Here is a 17,458-nt window from a genome sequence, read left to right on the forward strand (position 1 = left end):
GGTACGGGCTGGGGAAGTGCGGCTGTGGCGGCTCTGGGGCAGCTGCGCCGGCCGAAAGCCGAGCTGTCCTCACTGCAAGCCGCCCTTCGTGAAGAAGTCAAAGTGGGGAGGAAGCTCCCTGAGCGCGTGCTCCTCGGGCCGCTGGCCAATCACTGTCGCCAGCTCGCAGGGCATCTTGAGGGCGTGCTCCCACCCAAAGAAGAGCTTGCGCTCAAAGCCCAGGTAGTCGCAGATCCTCTCGCAGACAGAGGGTGTTGCCGCGTGCATCAAAAGCGTTGTCGTGCGCAACGCGCAGAAGGCGTTCGCAAGCGCGTGGGCGTAGGCGTCGTCATCCCCCTTGGCAGCCTTCGACTCGTCCGACCAACGCTTGTTGGCGCCTCGGCAGAGGCTCTCCGCCACGGCGAGCGCTCCGTGCGCGTCGAAGCCAAAGCAGGCTCGCTCGAAGTCGAGTGTCGCCTGCACGCAGGCATCCACCGCCCCCTCGTCGGGCCTCTGTGCGGGAAGGTGCCCCTCGCAGACGTTCTGCGCACCATAGAGACAACTGCGGGCCAGGCGGTTGAAGATGTTGGTCAGAAAGGCGCTCTCCTTGAGGGCGGGGTCCACGACGCGCGGGTCATCTTTGACCAGGACCTCCTCGCCGGTTTTCTTGTCCTTGTGACTCACGCTCGTGTCGTAGGGCTTTGGCGAGAAGCTCACGGCCTTTTGGTCGAGGCCAAGACTGAGCCAGTGACAGCGCAGCTGCTCGGCCGTGTAGTGGTCCAGCAGCTCCAGGGCCATGGGCGGCTTGATCGCACCGGAGCTCGAGGCCTTCTTGCTCATGAACAGCATGTGGTGGTTGGCGATGGGCGTGTCCTCAAAGAGGTCCCATCCGAGCGCCTCCCAGATCGCCGGCTGCGCGACACAGTAGAAGTAGATGTTGTCCTGGCCAATGAACTGGTAGACCTTGGCGTCATCTGCGCACCACCAGTCCTGCCAGTCACCACTCGAGTAGCGACCCTGCTCTGACGTGGCGAGTGCCGTCTGGGTGAAGCTGATGGGTGCCCAGAGCGACTCGGGCCAGCACCAGACGGTGAGACCTGCCACGCCCTCAAGCGCTGGCGCGGGTACGCCCCAGTCGATGTTGCCCGTGATGCGGAAGGGCAGAAGCGTCTTTCCCGTGCGGTAGCGCACGCCTGCGCCTTCGAGGACCTCGCGGGCCGTGTCACGGTCCTGCCAGCTGGAGAACGTCACGGAGAAGGACTGCTGCCCTTTGGCGGCCTCGCGCAGCGTGTGTGCTGGAAGTTGCTGCGCTGCGGCATCGAAGGCCGCACGATACTTCGTTTGGACATACATGACGGGGGCTGCGAGCGACTCTCGGACGGTCTTCGTGACGACGGGGCGAACCTGCGGGTCCACGTCCCACTCCTCCATGAGGCTCTCGAGCGCCCCCTTGAAGGCGGGCAGGTCAAAGTACCAGTTCTCCACCGGGCGAAGCTCCGGTGTCGTGCCTGTGAGCTGCGAGACGGGCGAGATGAGCTCCTCGGGGTCAAACTGGTGGCCAAGGTCGCACTCGTCAGCGTAGGCCTTCTCGCTCTTGCAGCCACGCACGGGGCAATGGCCCATGACCTGGCGTCCGTTCAAGAATTGGCCCGCCTGCGCGTCAAAGAACTGGCGGGTACTCATTCTGCGCAGGTGTCCGCGCTCGTAGAGGCGTGTGATGACCTCTGCCGTGAGCTTCTCGTGGATGCCTTTGGCAGGCTCGAGGCCTGACCCCGAGTACAGGTCGAGGCTGATGTCGTAGGCGTCAAGCGCCTCCCTTTGGGCGTCATGGTTCTCGCGCACGTAGTCAGAGATCGACCCGGCATAGCCCTCGTCCTTGACCCTTGTGCGAAAGCCCTCCATGATGGGTGAGCCGTAGCAGTCCGTGCCCGAGATAAAGAGGACGTTCTCTTGGCCGATGCGATCGCGCAGGAAGCGCGCGAAGAAGTCTGCGGACACGAAGACGCCGCCGATGTGCCCAACGTGCAGGCCCTTGTTGCCATAGGGCATGCCTGCGGTGACGATGGCGCGCCGGGGAAAGCGGGGGCGATTCGAGAGGTCGACTGACATGTGATCGTTCCTTCTGTCGAGAGTTGCGTACGAGCGCGTCGCGCGTCCTAACGCCGCCGATTATCCCACATTGCTGGACTCACGTCGCGTGACGCTACGATATCCCGAGAAGCAGGCCCGTAAAGGCGGGAAGCGTGCAGCTCAGGGTCCCTGTGTCCCCGTCGATCTTGACCAGTTCCGCACCCTCGGGCGTGGTTCCCCCAAAGCGCTGCCAGTCCGTGTCGAGCATGACCCAGACGTTGTGGGTGTCTGGGAGCTCGACCTCCCAGTCCTCTTGCGTCACACCAGAGAGGTTGAGGAGGGTGAGCAGGCGTCCCCCCCGGCTGTCTTTGCGCTCGAAGGCAAAGCAGACGCGCTCGTTGCTTGTGACGTCGCGCCACTCGAAGCCCTCCGGATCGTAGTCCCTCTCCCAAAGGGCGGGCTGGTCAAGGTAGGTGTGGTTGAGCGCCTCGCAAAAGCGCCAGAAGGCCTCGTGGTCGGGACATCCCCGAAGCGACCAGTCCTGCTCTCGCCTCTCGTCCCACTCGCGCAGCTGCGCTAGCTCGAAGCCCATGAAGCTGAGCTTCTTGCCGGGATGGGTCATCATGTAGAGGTAGAGCGAGCGGGCCTGTGGGAACTTTTGGTCGAGCTCTCCCCACATCTTCTGGACGATGGTTCCCTTGCCGTGGACCACCTCGTCGTGGCTGAGCGGCAACAGATAGCGCTCGTTGGGAAAGTACATCATCGAGAAGCTCAGCCTGCCGTAGTTGGGGCCTCGAAAGTAGGGGTCCATGTGCAGGAAGTCAAGGGTGTCGTGCATCCAGCCCATGTCCCACTTGTAGTCGAAGCCAAGCCCTCCCTCCTTGGTCGGCCTCGTCGTGCCCTTGAAGTTCGTGGAGTCCTCCGCGATGAGGATGCAGCTGGGGTTGAGTCTCTTGAGCCCGCTGTTCATGGACCTGACGAAGTCGACGGCGTTGCCGTTTACGCCACGGGCCTCGTCGCCCTGCCAGTAGATGATGCGGCTGATGGCGTCCATGCGCAGTCCGTCAAAGTGGTAGTCGCGCAGCCACATGTTGGCGCTCGACTGCATGAGGCTGCGGGTCTCGCCGCGAGAGTACATGAAGTTGTGGCTACCCCACTCCGAGACACCCACGTCCTCATGCGGGTATTCGAAGAGGGCTGTGCCGTCGTAGGTGGCGAGGCCGTAGGAGTCCGTGGCAAAGTGCACGGGCACGATGTCGAGAATGCAGCCGATGTTTGCCCGGTGCAGCGTGTCCACAAGATACATGAGCTGCTCTGGCGTCCCGTAGCGGCTGGTCGGCGCAAAGAAGCCCGTTGGCTGGTAGCCCCAGGAGCCGTCGAAGGGATACTCCGAGAGCGGCATGAACTCCACGTAGTTGTAACCGAGGTCATGCAAGTAGTCTACGAGGGGCTGGGCCAGCTCGTCGTAGCGATACCAGTCAGCGGGGTCATCGGAGGCTGCCTCGCCCGAGCGCTTGCGCCAAGAACCCAAGTTGAGCTCGTAGATGTTCATGGGCTTGTCGTAGCTGCTCGCACGCGCTCCCATCCAAGCCCCATCCTGCCAATCGTGGGTAGGCTCGCAGACGATGCTGCGGTGGGCGGGACGAAGCTCCATGCGCCTGCCAAAGGGGTCCGCATGGTCGACAGACGTGCCCGCATGGGAGATGCGGTACTCATAGGCGTCACCCTCTCGTGCGCCCGCAACCTCCACCTCCCAGAAGTTGCCATCGAGGGCCGCGTGCATCTCGTACTCGTGTGGCCCATCCCCTTGGCCTGCATCCTGACCGCTGAGAAGCAGCACTACGCCATCGGCCGCCGGGGCGAAGGTGCGAAACACGACGCCCCCCTCGCTCACGTGCGAACCCAGGTAGCCCTGCGCGTCGTACTCTCTGCCAACGTAGAAGTCGTAGCTCTCCATGGGCGTCATCCCTCCACCGGTACGCCTCGTGTCCCTCCTGTCACTATAGCATCGGCGTGTGTATGCGGTGCCGACGTGCGTGCTACACTCGCCGTATGAGAGAACTTTGCAAGATAGACGTCCTCCACGACGAGCGCCTACGCCAAGGCATCGCAGGCAGGGGCCTTGCCATGCTGGTGGCGGGTCTGCTCGCGGCGCTCCTTTTGGCTGCGCTGGGCGTGCGCGACGAGCTTGGACCGCTCGCATGGATAGCCCTGCTGCTGGTATCCCTTGGCCTTGCGCTTCCTGTGCACGAGCTCATCCACGCGGCGGCGTTCAGGCTGCTGGGCGGGCCATCCGTACGTGTGCGCTTTGGCTATGCCAAAGGCATGCTCTGGGCGTCGGCGGCAGGCGTGATCCTCTCGCGCAGGCGCTTCGTCGTAGTGCTCCTCGCGCCCGTCACCGTGTTGAGCCTCACGTTTCTTGCCTGTGGGGTCACTTTGGGTTGCCCGCTTTTGGGCTGGCTATGCTTTGCCGTGCACCTCTCGGGCTGCTCGGGTGACCTTGCGATGGTGTGCGCGATTTGCGCCAGAAGGGACTGCACCCACGTGCGCGACAGTGACTGTGGCATCGACTTGCTGGGCTGAGCGCGAGGTCGAGGGGGACGCCCGACCTCGCGCCGCCGATCTTACCCCTACACCCGTGCGGGGAGGTTGGTCCTCGCGCTTGCGATCACGTGTCCCTCCATCTGCCTGAGCAACTCGTTGAGCCAGAAGCCCTCGGCGAGGTCGAGCCGGCTGTCGAGGGCATACACGTGCAGGGTGTACACATGGTCCTTGTCAGGGGGCTGCGGTCCGTTGTAACGGCAGGTCACGAGGGGGTCGGTCTCGCCCGAAAGGGGGGAGGCCGATGAGTTCTTGCCCTGGACCATGCCGAAGGTGCCCACGTTCGAGGCGTCGGCCTCAAGGCTCAGGGTCGCAGATCCTGCTGGCACGGCGATGTTGGCCGCGATCCAATGGATCCACGCGAACCCACAGACGGGTATGGAGTCAAAGTCAACGAAGCTCAGGGCCAGCGTATGCGTTCCTGTGGGCAGGCCTGACACGCTGAAGGGAAACGAGCAGGTGGGGACACCCTTGTAGAGTTCGCTGGAGTACTTTGCGAAGCGGTCGGGTAGGTAGCCCTTCGAATCCAGTGTCACGTCGATTTGCATAGTGCTCTCCTCTCGTTGTGTCTCCTCGCTCACCATGGTGATGATAGGCCACACGGTCAGCCGTATGCCTTACAATCTATCCTGAGGAGTCACAATGGTCGGTCACACGGGCACAGGTACACAGATCGCCCGCGTAGCTGTGGGTTGGGAGGAAAGACGCACATGACAACGCCGCTTCTGCTGCACGCCTGCTGTGGCCCCTGCTCCCTAGAGCCCGTAAGGCTCCTTCGCGCCGAGGGATTCGAGCCCACCATCTGCTGGACGAACCCCAACATCCAGCCTCTTGAGGAGCATGACCGTCGCCTGCAGACGCTTCGGGCTTGGGCGGCCGATGTCGCCCAGCTTGAGGTCATCATCGCAGGAGATGACCGAAAGGCATGGGAGAGGGCCGTGGCACCTGCGGCATTCGATAGGCAGCGACGGTGCCGCGCCTGCTATGCGCTGCGCCTCGCAGAGGTCTGTCGCATCGCTCGGGAGCGGGGCTTCACGCACGTATCGACGACGCTTGCCGTCTCGCCCTACCAGCTCTTTGACATCTGCGAAGAGGAGTTTGTCAGGCTTGCGAGCGCCCATGGCCTCACGGCCGTCTGGCGCGACTTCAGGCCCCACTATCCCGACGCCATCCGCCAGGCCTGTGCGCTGTGCATGTATCGGCAGTGCTATTGCGGCTGTCGCTTCTCTGCGGCGGAGGCCGCCATCGAGCGCCATGAGGCTCGCGACGCGCGCAAAGAGAGGCGTGCCGCAGCGCGGCGGATGTCAACCTCCGCAGCATCCCTGTGCCCCGTCCTTGCCATGGTGCGCTAGAATGGGCAGCCGCTGACGCTGACGCCGATACGACAGGGGGCCGCATGCGCACCGACGACTTTGATTACCCGCTTCCCGACGAGCTCATTGCCCAAAGGCCGGCGGAGCCGCGTGACTCCTGCCGTCTGCTCGTTCTCCATCGCGAGAGTGGCAAGGTTGAGCATCGCCGCTTCACGGACCTCATCGACTACCTGGAGCCAGGTGACCTTCTCGTCGCAAACGAGACTCGCGTGCTGCCGGGACGCCTTCTGGGCCGCAAGCGAGGGACGGGCGGCGTCGCGCAGACGCTTCTTTTGAGGCGTCGAGAGGACCTCGATCCTGAGGGTCATGTCTGGGAGTGTCTCGTAAAGCCGGGCAAGCGTCTCAGGCAGGGGGCTGTCATCGAGTATCGCCAAGGCGGAGCTCATGCGCCTGTGACCGCAGAGCCGCTGCTCGAAGGTAGGATCATCGACTATCTGGAGGGCAGTCGCGGGGGGCGTCTCGTGCGCTTCGAGACGCGAGGCGCACTCTCGCTCGACGAGGCCATCCACCAAACCGGACTCGTGCCGCTTCCGCCCTACATCACGCAGTACGAGGGCGATCCCGAGAACTACCAAACCGTCTACGCCATGCGGGAGGAGCACTCGGCTGCGGCCCCGACGGCAGGGCTGCACTTCACGCCCACGCTCATCAAGACTATCCGGCAGAAGGGCGTCCTGTTCGGGACCGTCGAGCTCGAGGTGGGACTCGACACCTTCCGTCTGGTGGAGGAGGACGATCCCACCGAGCACGTGATGCATACGGAGCGCTACCGCGTGGGGCAGGACGTCGTCGATGCCGTGCACGCCGCCAAGGCGGCAGGACATCGCGTCATTGCCGTTGGTACGACTTCGGTCCGCTCGCTCGAGAGCGCCTTTGACCCGAGTCTGCCTGTGTCGACCCCTCCCGTCACGGCGCGTGGCTTCGAGAGGGCAGCTGGATCTGCGGCGTTCACCGGCACAGGCGACATCGTAGCGTGTCTCGACGCGACTACGGACCTCTACCTGATGCCGGGCTCGACCTTCCACGTGGTGGACGCCCTCGTCACGAACTTCCACGTGCCGCGCTCGACGCTTATGATGCTCGTCTCGGCCCTTGCCACAAGAGAGCAGATCATGGCCGCCTACCGGGCTGCCGTCGACGAGCGCTACCACTTCCTGAGCTTTGGCGACGCGATGCTCATCGTGTAGGGGCATCGGGTCGCTCGAGGGATCACCGGTCGCCTTCAGCGTGCCACCGGCCGTGAGTCACTCGTAGCGTGGCACCCCAGCCGCCGCCCGTCCTGAGCGTAGTGCCCTGCGGGCCGCCCTCGACGTGTCATCCCAGCCGCCAACACCTCTAACGGTGTGTCAGCAGCCAGACCACCACGGCGACGATGGCGATGAGCAGTGCGACGACCCCGAACACGAGGTAGCGCTGGCCACGCGTCTTGGCCCTGAGCGACTTCTCGCTCTCGGCGAGCTGACCCTCGTTACCCTTGAGCTGCTCGAGCTGTTGCTCGCCCTCCCTGATCGACTGCCTGAGCGCGATCGTCCTCTCGGGCGTGTTGTGGATGTCGTTGGCCTCGTCGAGGACATCTTGCGCCACGGCTATGCGCTTCTGGGCGGCTTGGGCGTCCTTCTCGGCCTGTGCCTGCTCGTCCTTCTTTGCCGCGATCCTATCGGAGAGCGCCTTCTCCTGATCCATGGCGGCATTATAGAGAGACTCGTACTCTTCGCGACGCCCTGTGGCCTCTCGCTTTGCCTCGTTTGCCTGTCGCTCGATGACCTCCAGTGACTGCTTCTGCGTCCAGAGGTGGGTTTGGGCGTTGTCCACCAGCCGTTGGCATTCGTCCGTGACGCGCGTCACCTCGCTGCGGGCCGTGCTGAGGTGCGTCTGCTCGGCGGTGAGCTCGCTCTGCATCTTCGAGAGGGCCGAGGCGGACGTGTCGGGATCTGCCTTCAGGTTGGCGAGTTCCGACTCGACTCGACGTATCCTGTCCTGCGCGTTGTCGACGGCCTTGTTGGCCGCCGCTATGCGCTGCTCGCGCCTCTTGGCGGCATCGGCGACCTGCTGGTCGGCCGTCTTGACCGCGCGCTTGGCATCGGAGAGCGAGCGGGCGGCATCGTCCGAGCGCCCCTTGGTGGACTCCATGAGCTCGCGATAGGGCCTGAGGCTTTCCTCGTGCTCGGCCCGCATGGCGCTGAGCTCGGACTCGAGCTTTGAGCAGTCCTGTCCGATGCGCTTGAGCCGGACGTTCGCGTCGTTCAGTGACCTGTTCGCGTCAGAGCTCTCGGCCTTTTGCTCGCTCACGATGCTGCCGTAGTGTCTCTCTATGTCCTCGCGGTGGCTGAGCTCCGCGCGGTCCTGCTCGAGTCTCTGGCTCAGTTCACGTACCTGCCCCTTGACGCTTGCATGCTGACGGGAAGCCTCTCGGACGCGCCTGATCGCATCGACGCCACCCTTCAGAGAACCTACCGCCGCAGCCATGGGGGATGGGTTCTTTTCTTGTGGCCCGTCAACTTTCTGGCCGTTCTGCGGATTGATTTTTGGCTCGTCGGCCATGGGTACCCCTTTCGTGCGTGCTGATGTCGCCAGAATCCAGAGAAAGACACCAGAACTATCCTATCATCAAGCAACTATGTTTCGATCGTGTGACCATCCGCAGAGCCGCCCGAATGTCACTTTGGCCGAATATGGCCTTTTCGGATGGACTATATGCCGTTATTTGGTGTACTCTTCATTCATCTGCTGGCTAGGGGGGCTCGCTCATCCGCGAGGGGCCCGACAGGACAAAGGAGAATTCCCATGGTTTCTAAGCAGGTCACTATCGTTAGCTCCACCGGTCTCCATGCTCGTCCGGCTTCCCAGTTCGTTCAGGTCGCCAAGGGATTTCAGTGCGCCGTCACCATTAAGGACGTCGAGAAGGGTTCTTCCCCCATCAACGCCAAGTCCATCATGATGATTCTGGCCGCTGGCCTGGGCACCGGCTCCAAGGTTGAGATCGCCTGCGACGGCGCCGATGAGCAGGACGCGCTGAACGCGCTTGTCACCATCAAGGATGGCGACGAGTCCCTGTTCTCCGAGTAGTAGGTTCGTCCTCGCCTGAGCTGCGGCTCAAGGCGTGGCCATAGGTCTTCGTGAGGGGCCACATCAGCTGCGGTTCTGGTGTGGCCCCTTCTTCGTGGGTCCGGTGTGCCACAGGAGCCAAACTTCCCTGAGTGATAGTGCCCCTCAGATTCTGGGGTACCTTGTTTTTTGACTCAACTGGGCAAACGTCCCCGACTCGGTACCCCGCAGATTCTGGGGCACTAAGCGACAACGCTAGGGGGGCTAGGGGGAGGCGCGAGGACAGAAAGGACACAGGCCGTGAGCGAGCGACAGTTCAGCTTTGACATCATCGCGGAGGATCCCGTGACCCACGCCCGCGCAGGCGTGTTCCACACGCCGCATGGTGACGTCCCCACCCCTATCTTCATGCCAGTGGGGACGAAGGCCACGGTGAAGGGCATCCTGCCCGACCAGCTCAAGGCCATCGGCACGAGGATCCTGCTTGCCAATACCTACCACCTCTCGCAGCGTCCCGGTGCCGACCTCATCGAGGACATGGGCGGCCTTCATACGTTCATGCGCTGGGACGGACCCATCCTCACAGACTCGGGTGGCTTTCAGATCTTTAGCCATGGAGAGTTCGTGCGGCTCGCGGATGAGGGTGTGACCTTCCGCACCGTGGACTACGACGGCTCCTACGTCCACTGGTCACCTGCGGACAACATGCGCATAGCGCAGCAGTTGGGTGCCGACATCGTGATGCAGCTCGACCAGTGCCCTCCCTACCCGGCCGAGAGGCGCTTCGTCGAGCGCGCCGTCGAGCTCTCGGGCCTGTGGGCCGAGCGCTGCCGTGCCGCGCACACCAGAGAGGATCAGGCCCTCTTTGGCATCGTCCAGGGTGGCGTGCACATGGACCTGCGCCTGAGGAGCCTTTCTCGCCTCGAGGCCTGCGGGGGCTTTCCCGGCTACGGCATCGGCGGCTACTCGGTGGGGGAGGACCACAGTACCATGTTCGAGACCCTCGCGCCCCTTGCAAGCGAGCACATGCCGCGCGAGAAACCCCGCTACCTCATGGGTGTGGGTAACCCCACGACGCTCGTGCATGGTGTCGAGTGCGGCATCGACATGTTCGACTGTGTGCTGCCCACGCGCACGGCGCGCATGGGGTGCGCCTTCTCAAGGGAGGGACGGCTCAAGCTCCGCCATGCCCGCTTCACGCATGATGCTGCCATCCTGGACGAGGGCTGCGACTGCCCGGCCTGCGCGGGCGGCTACACCCGCGCCTACCTCCACCACCTCGTCAAGCAGGGCGAGATGGTGGGCGCCATCCTGCTCAGCCTGCACAACCTGCGCTTTTTGCTCCACCTCATGGAGCGCGCCCGCGAGTCCATCATCGACGGCAGCTACGCTTCCTTCGTGAGGCGCTGGGATGCACTTCCCGCCGCCGACAAGGACTGGTAACGCCTGGCGACGCCCGCGCACAGGCGTCGCCCGCACAGGCGGCGGGATGGGGCGCCCTGCACCCTCAGAGTGCCCCGTGCCCCCAGACAGCCCTCGGATTTTCCTATCCTTCCTGCTTGGGGGCCGAGACATACTGTAGCTCGACGTTCGGTTCGGCAAAGGCGAGCACGTCTACGAAGTCGTTGTAGCCCATGAGGCAGAAGTGGCGCACCGTGCCCACCTCGTATCCGTAGGCACTCTCGCGGTGAATCCATTCCTGAAACTCCGAGTCGTGTACCTCGAACAGGAGGTCCCCCGCAGGCATTTCGACGTCGTCGCCGAGTGCCTCCAGGGAGCGAACCCAGTAGTGCAGGGAGTTGTGTCTGTCGCTCTCTTCGGCCCACCTGACCGACAACACCACGTCGATGTCGAAGACCACCACAACCCTGACGTTCGTACCGTCAAAGACAACCCTAAACTCATCCCCTCCCCACGCGATGCTCCACAGCTCGTAGGGGTCCTCTGGGACGGGCATCTCCATACCCTCGGGCTGCCACGGTTCCCATCGCTCGCGGGAGCGATCATAGGCGTCGGGCATGACAGGTCACCCCTTCCCTTCCTGTGAAGCGCCCATAGATCTGGAGGACGACGCGGGAGAAGGCCCCCTTCGTCCTGGGGGATGGGAGGGCGCTTCAGATCAACACGTGGCTCTCCCAGCGAGAGCACGTCCACAATGTCATTGTCCGACGCAAGGCAGAAGTGTCGAACGTCAAAATACAGCATCCTCGGTCCCTCCAGACTAAACCATCTGGGTGGTTCCGTCTCAAACGCCCGTGACCCGCCGCCCGCTACCCTGCCCGCGACCCGCCCGACTCCGCTGCCCTATGGTCTCTGTGTCCTTGCCGCAGTCCCTCCATGACTGCGCTATCATAGATAAGTTCAGTCACGAGGGGGACGCACGTCCCCATAACGGGAGAGTCACATGGCACGAGACAGCAAGCGCTCGGGCTCCAAGCTTGGCGTGGACCGGTGGAAGGAGTCCGAAGCAGGTACCTCTGGAGGCGACAAAGCCTCAAGAAAGCTGAGGGGTGAGGGAAGACGGCGGGCGGAAAAGGGTTCGCGCGCCCGGGGCAAGATGAGTCCCAAGGCTCGTCGCTACCTGTCGACCCTCGTCGTCCTCTTGGTGGTCCTGGTGGTCTCCGTTATCGGCTTCACGCCCGTGAGCGAGAGGATCACCCAGGGCCTCGATATCAGGGGCGGCGTTTCTGTGATCATGCGGGCGTCCACCTCCGACGGCTCGACGCCAAGCGCGAGCGACATGGCCACAGCCACCACCATCGTGCAGAGCCGCGTTAACGCCCTCGGCGCCTCCGAGACGTCTGTGCAGCAGCAGGGCACGAACTCCATCTTGATCCAGATACCGGGTGCCACTGATGCCGATGCGGTCATCTCGACCTTAGGCCAGACCGGCCACCTCGAGTTCGTCCGCCTCGACCAGATAGGCGATGCCGACGCGCTCATGAAGCTCTCGGCCGGCACGAGCAACGTCAAGCTCAAGGACGGTACCTACACTGCCTTCATGGACGGCTCCGTGATCTCGACCGTGGCAGTGGGGCAGAACACCACGAGCGCGACCGGGGGCTATGCGGTCAACCTCACCCTCAACCCCGAGGGCAGCAGGGTGTTCGCGGAGATCACCAAAGAGCTTGCCCCCACGGGTGGTCAGATCGCCATCGTGCTCGACGGCGTCATCTACTCCGCGCCCAGGGTCCAAAACGAGATCACGGGAGGGCAGGTCTCCATCACGGGCAACTTCAGCATCGACAAGGCCAAAGAGCTCAAGACGGTGCTTGACTCGGGCTCGCTTCCCGTCACGCTCACCTACTCCGAGAGTCGGGTCGTCGGCCCGACCCTCGGGCAGGACTCCCTCGCCCAGGGCGTCGTTGCCATCGGCGTCGGCATCGTGATCGTGGTTGCCTACCTATTCTTCTTCTACCATGGCCTTGGGCTTCTCACCCTCGGGTCGCTTGCTGCCTTCGCCATCCTCTACCTGGGACTCTTGGCACTTCTCTCGCACTTTGGCGCCTTCGCGCTCACGTTGCCGGGTCTTGCCGGCGTGGTGCTTACCACGGGCTCTGCCGCCGACTCCTCGATCTTGGTGTTGGAGCGCTTTCGCGAGGAGATCCGCATGGGTCGCTCCATCAGACAGGCGTCGGTCTCCGGCGCCAAGCACGGCATCATGACCTCGCTCGACGCCGATGCCGTCACGATGGTCACGGCGCTCGCCCTCTTCTTCGTCGCGGTGGGATCGGTCAAGGGCTTTGGACTCACGCTCGCCCTCGGCATCGTCTGCGACGTTATCACCATGTTCTGCTTCAAGGCGCCCGCCCTGCGCCTGCTCGCACTCGGACCCATAGAGCGGGCCCCTAGGTTCTGGGGCGTCAAGCAGGATCTCGATGAGGCGGCCCGCCTGCAAGAGGAGACCGCTGCCACAGGCGGCAGGGGTGCTGGGAAGGGGGGTGAGTCACGTGCGTAGTCACTTCTCGAAGGAGATTCCCTTCATGGCCCACCGCAGGCAGTTCTTGGGTCTCTCGGCCCTGCTCGTGGTGCTTGCCATCGTCGGGTTCGCGGTCCGTGGCCTGACCTTTGGCATCGAGTTCAAAGGTGGTACCGAGATAGACTTCCACGGTACGGGCTCCGTTACGATCGAGCAGATGAGGTCCGCCCTCGTCTCTGCCGGCGAGGCCGATCCGACCATCCAGACCTCGCTTGTCGAGGGCGTTGCCGGCTTCTTGGTGCGCTCTGATACCACCGATCCGAACACGGCCAACGAGCATGCCGAGACGGCGGCTGCGTCTTTGGGACTCACGTCAGAGAACTACACGGTGACCACGATCGGTCCCGACTGGGGCGCCGACGTCACGCGCTCGTCGGCCATGGCCTTTGGTGTGGCAATCCTGCTGATCATCGCCTATGTGTCCCTCAGATACGAGTGGAAGATGTCGATCACCGCCATCGTGGCCTTGCTCCACGACCTCCTCATCACGATGGGCGTCTATGCGTGGACGCAGACGCCCGTCACCCCCAACGTCGTCGCGGCGCTGCTCACGATCATGGGCTACTCGCTCTACGACACCGTGGTCGAGTTCAACCGCATGAACGAGAACGCCAAGCAACTCAGGGATGGCAAGCATCGCACCTACTACCAAATCGCGAACTTCTCGATCAACGAGGTCTTCGTGCGCACGATCAACACGACGCTCACCTCGGCCGTTCCTGTCATCGCCATGCTCACCCTGGGCGGGGCGACCCTCAAGGACTTCGCGTTCGCCATGCTCATCGGAGAGCTTTTGGGCACCTACTCGAGCTTTGCCGTTGCCAGCCCGCTTCTGGCCATCTGGAAAACGCGAGAGCCCAAGTGGGCCAAGCGTGAGGACAAATACGGTGGGCGGAGCGTCAAGAGCGTCCAGGACGAGCGGGGCCTCGGGGAGCCTAGCTAGTGGCGGGGCTCCTCGACAGCAGGCGTTGGGAGCTCCTTGGGGGCGATCCCAGCTCGGAGCGGGCCATCGTCGAGGCCTGCGGCGTCGTGCCCATCGTGGCGCGAACCCTCGTCTCGCGTGGCATACGTGACGTCGAGGAGGCACGACTCTTCCTGTCGCCCTCGATAGAGCGCGACTGGCTCGACCCCCTCCTCATCCCCGGCATGAGCGAGGTGGCCGACAGGGTCCAGGCGGCCATAGAGGGCGGCGAGACCATCGCGGTCTTTGGTGACTTCGACGTGGATGGCATGAGTGCGACCTGCCTTCTGACCCTTGGCGCGAGGAGGCTGGGAGGACACGTCCTTCCCTTCATACCCGATCGCTTCAAGGAGGGTTACGGGCTCTCCCGCACCTCGCTCGAGAGGATGCTGTCAGGCGACCGTCCCGATCTCATCGTGACCGTCGACAACGGCATCTCGGCCAGAGTCGAGGTGGACTGGCTGCTGTCCCAAGGAATCGACGTCGTGGTGACCGACCACCACGAGCCTGCCGAACTTGTGCCCGAGGGCGTTGCCGTCACCGACCCCAAGCTCGAGTCTGACTGCCCCTCTCGCGAACTCGCGGGTGCGGGCGTTGCCCTCAAGCTCCTCCAGGTTCTGGGGCGCAGGCTGGGTCAACCGGAGCTCTGGAGGCGCTACACCGAGATCGCCACCTTGGGCACCATCTCCGACATGATGCTCCTCAAGGGAGAGAACCGCGCCCTCGTCGCCGACGGCATCAGCCGCATGCGTACCACGGATCGGCCTGGCATCGTCGAGCTCGCGGCGACGGCCCGCACGGACCTCTCGCGGATCAGCTCTGACTCGCTGCCATTCTCGCTCATACCGCGCCTGAACGCCGCTGGCCGCATGGGCCAGACGAAGGTGGCCTTTGACCTTTTGATGGCGGATGACCCACTTGAGGCCCGGACGCTCGCGCTGCGGCTCGAGGAGATCAACACGAGCCGTCGCGAGACGGAGTCGAGCCTTGCGGCAGAGGCCCTAGCGCAGGTGGAGTCGGACTATCATGGGGAGCGAGTTATCGTCGTCGCCGGAAAGGGCTGGCATGAGGGCGTCAAGGGCATCGTCGCGAGTCGCGTCACCAGTCGCTACCACGTACCCTCGCTTCTCTTCTCGATAGCCGAGGACGGCATCGCCCGTGGGTCTGGGCGCTCGGTGGGCACGGTGGACCTCTTCAAGGCGGTCGAGAGCTGCTCGGACCTCCTGGTGCGCTTTGGCGGCCACTCAGGCGCCGTGGGCGTGACCTGCGAGGCAGACAAGCTGGACGCGCTTCGCGAGCGACTCTCTGAGGTCATGGACGAGCTGCCCCAGGAGCAGTTCGAGAGCAGGGGAGAGGTCGATGCCCTGGTCTCTCTCTCGGAGATGACGGTCGATAACCTCGATGCGCTCGATGCGCTCCAACCCTTTGGCCAGGCCAACAAGAAGCCGCTCTTTGCCGCGTGCGGCGTGAGCATGAAGAATCGCGGCAAGGTGGGGGTTGCCGGCAATCACCTGCGCTTCGTCGCCACAGATGGCCAGGGCTCGGTTGCCGCCATCATGTTTAGGGTTCCCCAGATAGACCGCGCAGCGGCCTGCGACGAGGTCGTCGACCTCGTCTTCGAGCCGGTCAACGAGTCCTGGCAGGGGCGCATCAAGCCAAAGCTCATGGTCAAGGACATCATCTACCGCGAGGAGGCCCCGGTGGAGGCTGCCGTCTCGAGCTTGACCGAGCAGATCTTCGCACGCGCTCAGGAATATCTTGCCGCCTCCGCCGACGTGCTTGGCTGTGGGCCTGTTGCGCTCGCCTGCGGCGCGACCCTCGTGGCCGACGGGTCATCCACCTCCTTGCGTGATGCTGCCCTGTGCGCGAACGCCTCGGGCCCACAGCACGCAGCCACTGCCTTACCAGGGTCTTTGCCGCCTGCGGTGGACAGGCGCGCAAACACGCCCTCTGGGCTTTCCTACGAGCAGCTTACCGATGAGCTCCGCCGTCGCATGATCGGCTCCTCGGCGCTCCTGCCCGCCCAGAGCGAGACGCTCGCTCGCCTGGCGTGTGGGCGCTCCTGTCTCTGTGTCATGGCCACGGGTAGGGGCAAGTCACTCATCTTTCACATCCATGCGGCCCGCGAGGCCATCGCACACGGCAGGGCGAGCGTCTTCGTATACCCGCTTAGGGCTCTCGTGGCCGACCAGGCCTTTCACTTGGGGGCCGTCTTGGGGGAGCTTGGGCTTGACGTTCGCGTGCTCACGGGCGAGACGCCTCACGAGGGGCGCGAGGAGGCGTTCTCTGCCCTCGCGAGCGGAAAGGTGAGCGTGCTTCTGACGACGCCTGAGTTTCTTGCCATTCACGTCGATCGCTTTGCCGTCTCTGGACGCATCGGCTTCGTGGTCATCGACGAGGCCCATCACGGTGACGTGACCTCTGCCCGGGCGCGGGATGCCTACGCGGGGCTCCCGCGCGTACTCGACGCGTTGGGTAACCCCACCGCTCTGGCGGTCACGGCCACGGCCGACTCCGCTGCGGCTCGTCAGATAGCAACGCTGCTCTCCATAGACGAGGACGATGTCATCGTGGACGCGTCGGTGCGTGAGAACCTTCACCTCATCGACCTTCGCGAGTCTCGCGATCGCAGCGTCGCCCTCGTGAGCATCGTCGCCACGGGCGAGAAGACCGTCATCTACGTCAACAGCCGCGAGCGCAGCCTGGGGCTTGCGCGCATGCTCAGGAAGGGCGTTCCGGACCTTGGCCACAGGATCTCCTTCTACAACGCAGGCATGCCTCGAGAGTTGCGCGGGCGCGTCGAGGACGCCTTCAGGGAGGGCCTGCTCACGACCATAGTCTCCACGAGCGCCTTTGGCGAGGGGGTGAACCTCCCCGACGTTCGCAACGTCGTGCTCTATCACATGCCCTTCGATGCGGTGGAGTTCAACCAGATGAGTGGGCGGGCAGGCAGGGACGGCGAGGACGCCGCCGTGTGGCTGCTCTTTGGATCGCGTGACGCCCACATAAACGAGCGCGTGCTCGCCAGTGCCGCGCCCCAGCGCGAGATCATGGCACAGCTCTACGTCTCGATCCGAGACCTCTGCGGCGACGCTGGCCAGACCGTCGCCGACGACAGCGACATCGTTGCGAGGGCACACGCAGCCGGAAGTCCTTGGGATTTCGATGAGCGTGAGGTGGCCTCGGCCATCGCGACCTTTAGCGAACTTGGCTTCATTCAGGTGGATGGGTACGGGCTGAGCAGGCGCATCACGATGGCCGTGAGACCGCAGCACAGCTCGCTCGAGCGCTCAAGTCGCTATCTTGCCGGATTAAGTCAGGTTGATGACTTCAGGACATTTAGAGATTGGGTACTCTCTAGTAGTCAGGAGGAACTTCTCGAGCGCATCAATCGTCCGATGGTGCCTGACTTCGGAACGGTCGTGGATAGAAACGGGGGACTCACATGAG

General features: G+C 63.8%; 13 protein-coding genes. 8 read left to right on the forward strand and 5 right to left on the reverse strand.

Annotated elements, in window-relative coordinates:
- Nucleotides 1–69: 69 nt before the first annotated feature.
- Together ADJ70_RS01790 and glgB are read right to left on the reverse strand one after the other, a co-directional pair.
- Entirely contained in the window at nt 70–2,088 is a 2,019-nt protein-coding gene (locus tag ADJ70_RS01790; RefSeq protein ID WP_050342966.1) for a class I tRNA ligase family protein, read from the reverse strand.
- 94 nt (nt 2,089–2,182) lie between these two features.
- The gene (glgB, locus tag ADJ70_RS01795; RefSeq protein ID WP_050344686.1) at nt 2,183–4,006 is read right to left on the reverse strand and encodes a 1,4-alpha-glucan branching protein GlgB; all 1,824 of its coding nucleotides are present in this window, start codon (nt 4,004–4,006) and stop codon (nt 2,183–2,185) included.
- A gap of 95 nt (nt 4,007–4,101) precedes the next feature.
- Here glgB and ADJ70_RS01800 point away from each other — a divergent pair, with 95 nt between their 5' ends.
- Nucleotides 4,102–4,632, forward strand: coding sequence for a DUF3267 domain-containing protein (locus tag ADJ70_RS01800; protein ID WP_050342967.1), 531 nt, complete (start codon nt 4,102–4,104; stop codon nt 4,630–4,632).
- A gap of 47 nt (nt 4,633–4,679) precedes the next feature.
- Here the strand turns inward: ADJ70_RS01800 and ADJ70_RS01805 are convergent, their stop codons facing one another.
- Nucleotides 4,680–5,198: a YbhB/YbcL family Raf kinase inhibitor-like protein gene (locus ADJ70_RS01805; RefSeq protein WP_083443737.1), complete on the reverse strand. Its 519-nt coding sequence runs from the start codon at nt 5,196–5,198 to the stop codon at nt 4,680–4,682.
- 162 nt (nt 5,199–5,360) lie between these two features.
- Here ADJ70_RS01805 and ADJ70_RS01810 point away from each other — a divergent pair, with 162 nt between their 5' ends.
- Nucleotides 5,361–6,002 carry an epoxyqueuosine reductase QueH gene (locus tag ADJ70_RS01810; RefSeq protein ID WP_050342969.1) on the forward strand — a complete coding sequence of 214 codons (642 nt, stop codon included), beginning with the start codon at nt 5,361–5,363 and terminating at the stop codon, nt 6,000–6,002.
- 44 nt (nt 6,003–6,046) lie between these two features.
- On the forward strand, nt 6,047–7,210 hold the full coding sequence (queA, locus tag ADJ70_RS01815) for a tRNA preQ1(34) S-adenosylmethionine ribosyltransferase-isomerase QueA (RefSeq protein ID WP_050342970.1): 1,164 nt from the start codon (nt 6,047–6,049) through the stop codon (nt 7,208–7,210).
- 148 nt (nt 7,211–7,358) lie between these two features.
- Here the strand turns inward: queA and ADJ70_RS01820 are convergent, their stop codons facing one another.
- A complete protein-coding gene (locus tag ADJ70_RS01820) occupies nt 7,359–8,564 on the reverse strand; it encodes a hypothetical protein (protein ID WP_050342972.1) in 1,206 nt (401 codons plus the stop codon).
- 243 nt (nt 8,565–8,807) lie between these two features.
- Here ADJ70_RS01820 and ADJ70_RS01825 point away from each other — a divergent pair, with 243 nt between their 5' ends.
- The gene (locus ADJ70_RS01825; RefSeq protein WP_050342974.1) at nt 8,808–9,089 is read left to right on the forward strand and encodes an HPr family phosphocarrier protein; all 282 of its coding nucleotides are present in this window, start codon (nt 8,808–8,810) and stop codon (nt 9,087–9,089) included.
- A gap of 279 nt (nt 9,090–9,368) precedes the next feature.
- On the forward strand, nt 9,369–10,511 hold the full coding sequence (tgt, locus tag ADJ70_RS01830; protein ID WP_050342976.1) for a tRNA guanosine(34) transglycosylase Tgt: 1,143 nt from the start codon (nt 9,369–9,371) through the stop codon (nt 10,509–10,511).
- A gap of 103 nt (nt 10,512–10,614) precedes the next feature.
- Here the strand turns inward: tgt and ADJ70_RS01835 are convergent, their stop codons facing one another.
- Nucleotides 10,615–11,088: a hypothetical protein gene (locus tag ADJ70_RS01835; RefSeq protein WP_050342977.1), complete on the reverse strand. Its 474-nt coding sequence runs from the start codon at nt 11,086–11,088 to the stop codon at nt 10,615–10,617.
- Between the two features lie 384 nt (nt 11,089–11,472).
- Here ADJ70_RS01835 and secD point away from each other — a divergent pair, with 384 nt between their 5' ends.
- From secD to recJ, 3 genes are read left to right on the forward strand one after another with little or no spacing between them, the layout of a single operon-like run.
- Complete coding sequence (gene secD, locus ADJ70_RS01840) at nt 11,473–13,026, forward strand: protein translocase subunit SecD (protein WP_083443738.1); 1,554 nt, start codon at nt 11,473–11,475, stop codon at nt 13,024–13,026.
- Nucleotides 13,019–13,990 carry a protein translocase subunit SecF gene (gene secF, locus ADJ70_RS01845; protein ID WP_050342979.1) on the forward strand — a complete coding sequence of 324 codons (972 nt, stop codon included), beginning with the start codon at nt 13,019–13,021 and terminating at the stop codon, nt 13,988–13,990. Before secD ends, secF begins: the two co-directional genes overlap by 8 nt.
- Complete coding sequence (recJ, locus tag ADJ70_RS01850) at nt 13,990–17,457, forward strand: single-stranded-DNA-specific exonuclease RecJ (protein WP_050342981.1); 3,468 nt, start codon at nt 13,990–13,992, stop codon at nt 17,455–17,457. The genes secF and recJ overlap by 1 nt, the downstream gene beginning before the upstream one ends.
- Nucleotide 17,458 lies beyond the last annotated feature (1 nt).

This window comes from Olsenella sp. oral taxon 807, from assembly GCF_001189515.2.
Classification (GTDB): Bacteria; Actinomycetota; Coriobacteriia; order Coriobacteriales; family Atopobiaceae; genus Olsenella_F.